Annotated in this window: 1 protein-coding gene and 2 pseudogenes; 1 reads left to right on the top strand and 2 read right to left on the bottom strand. The window is 65.7% G+C overall.

The window, feature by feature from the left end; all coding sequences use genetic code 11:
• Nucleotides 1–249: pseudogene (locus EN991_RS35200) on the bottom strand (FAD-binding protein); the annotation flags it as partial.
• Nucleotides 250–257: 8 nt separating this feature from the next.
• Nucleotides 258–1,232 carry an L-threonylcarbamoyladenylate synthase gene (locus tag EN991_RS35195; RefSeq protein WP_164766157.1) on the bottom strand — a complete coding sequence of 325 codons (975 nt, stop codon included), beginning with the start codon at nucleotides 1,230–1,232 and terminating at the stop codon, nucleotides 258–260.
• A gap of 190 nt (nucleotides 1,233–1,422) precedes the next feature.
• Here EN991_RS35195 and EN991_RS35190 point away from each other — a divergent pair.
• Nucleotides 1,423–1,701, top strand: a pseudogene (locus tag EN991_RS35190) (hypothetical protein); the annotation flags it as partial.

The raw sequence follows: 1,701 nt of genomic DNA, 5'->3' as shown, positions 1-1,701 counted from the left end.
GACCAGCCCGGTGTTGCCGCTTTGCGGCACGATCGGCGTTCCCGTCTCGGTCGCCAGCCGCATGATCCGGCTGACCTCGTCGACGCTGCCCGGCCGCAGCACCAGCGACGTCGCGCCGTGCCAAAGCCCACGTCGCTCAATGAGGTAGGGCGCGATGTCCTGCTGATCACGCAGTGCATATTTGTCGCCGACGATCGCCGTGAAGCGATCGATGAGGGCGGGATCGAGTGTCTTTGTGATTTCGATCATGGGGGAAACTATGTTGCGGGTTGCGTGATGTCACGAGGGGCGGCTGCACGCGACAGCCGATCGTTGATCGCTTCGCCGAGCCCGTCGCAGGGAATAGGCTCGACGGCGATGGTGCGCGCGCCGCTGCGGTCGAGTGCCTGCATATAGGCGAACAGATTGCTCGCCGCTTCGCGCAGGTCCCCGGTTTCGGACAAATTGAGGAAGGCTTCGGCGCGGCGCCAGCCGTCCGCCCGTTGGCTGCCGAAGCCGAGCAAAGCCTCGCCCTCGCCGACCGTGCCGGCATTGAGCCGCATCGCGGCACCTGGCGCATAGTGCGAGGCAAGCATGCCCGGCGCCTCGATACTGGCGGTGCCGCCGCGCAACAATTCTATGCCGATGGCCGCCTCGATCTCCTCGGCGGCGATGCCGCCGGGCCTCAGCAGCCGCATTCTTTCCCCCTCGGCCTTGAGAATCGTCGATTCCAGCCCGACCGGGGTCGCGCCGCCATCGACCACCAGCTTTATCCGCGCACCGAGATCGGCTGCCACCGCTTGCGCGGTCGTTGCGCTGATCCTGCCGGATGAATTGGCGCTGGGCGCGGCAAGCGGGCGGCCGAGCCTGGCGATCAGATCGCCGCCAAAGCCCCTCGGCATGCGCAAGGCGATTGTATCGAGCCCGGCGGTGACCAGCGGATGGATGCCGTTGCCGGGCCGTTGCGGCAGCACCAGCGTCAGCGGACCGGGCCAGAACGCGCGCGCGAGTTTCTTCGACAGCGGATCGAACAGCGCGAGGCGCTCGGCCATCGCCATGTCGGCGACATGGGCGATCAGCGGGTTGAAGCGCGGCCGCCCCTTGGCTTCGAAGATGCGCGCGACGCCGATGCCGTTGGTCGCGTCGCCGGCCAGCCCGTAGACGGTTTCCGTCGGGATGGCGACGACATCGCCCTCCCTGAGCAGCGCCAGCGCCCGCTCCAGCGCCTCGCCCGAGCCAAGTATTTCAGCCACTCTCGTCACCTCACAGATGCGGGGTGCGTAGTACGATGGCGGCCATTGGGCAAGTCGGCTGTTGGGTAACCGTTTGTTGGCGAGCAGGAGCATTGGCGATTTATCAATCCCTAAAATGCTATGTTTCCACGAAAGCCGGCATCAATTCCGGCCTGCTATCGAACAGCTTCTGGGCAAAGGGGCGATATCGGTGTCTGCGCGTATCCTGCTGGGTATCATTCTTGCTGTTGCGGCCGGCGAAGCCCAGGCATCATCCCTGGTTTTTCCAGGCACGCCATCCTCCACACCGTCGATCGTCAGGATCGGCGCTCCCAACCAGCCTGGAACCGTCGATGCGGTCAACACCAGCGATGCGCGGTCGGTGATGGCAGTAGGGGAAGCGCCGCCCGACGTCACCGATGAAAAGGTAGCGGCGATCCCGGACAAGCCCGCGACCGGACACGGCTTCCAGCCAGGCCCGATGGTCATC

Origin of the sequence: Mesorhizobium sp. M7A.F.Ca.US.005.03.2.1 (genome assembly GCF_003997795.1) — a bacterium.
Classification (GTDB): Bacteria; Pseudomonadota; Alphaproteobacteria; order Rhizobiales; family Rhizobiaceae; genus Mesorhizobium; species Mesorhizobium ciceri.
Note: the sequence above shows the minus strand (reverse complement) of the source record. Positions and strands in the feature narration are given on the sequence as shown.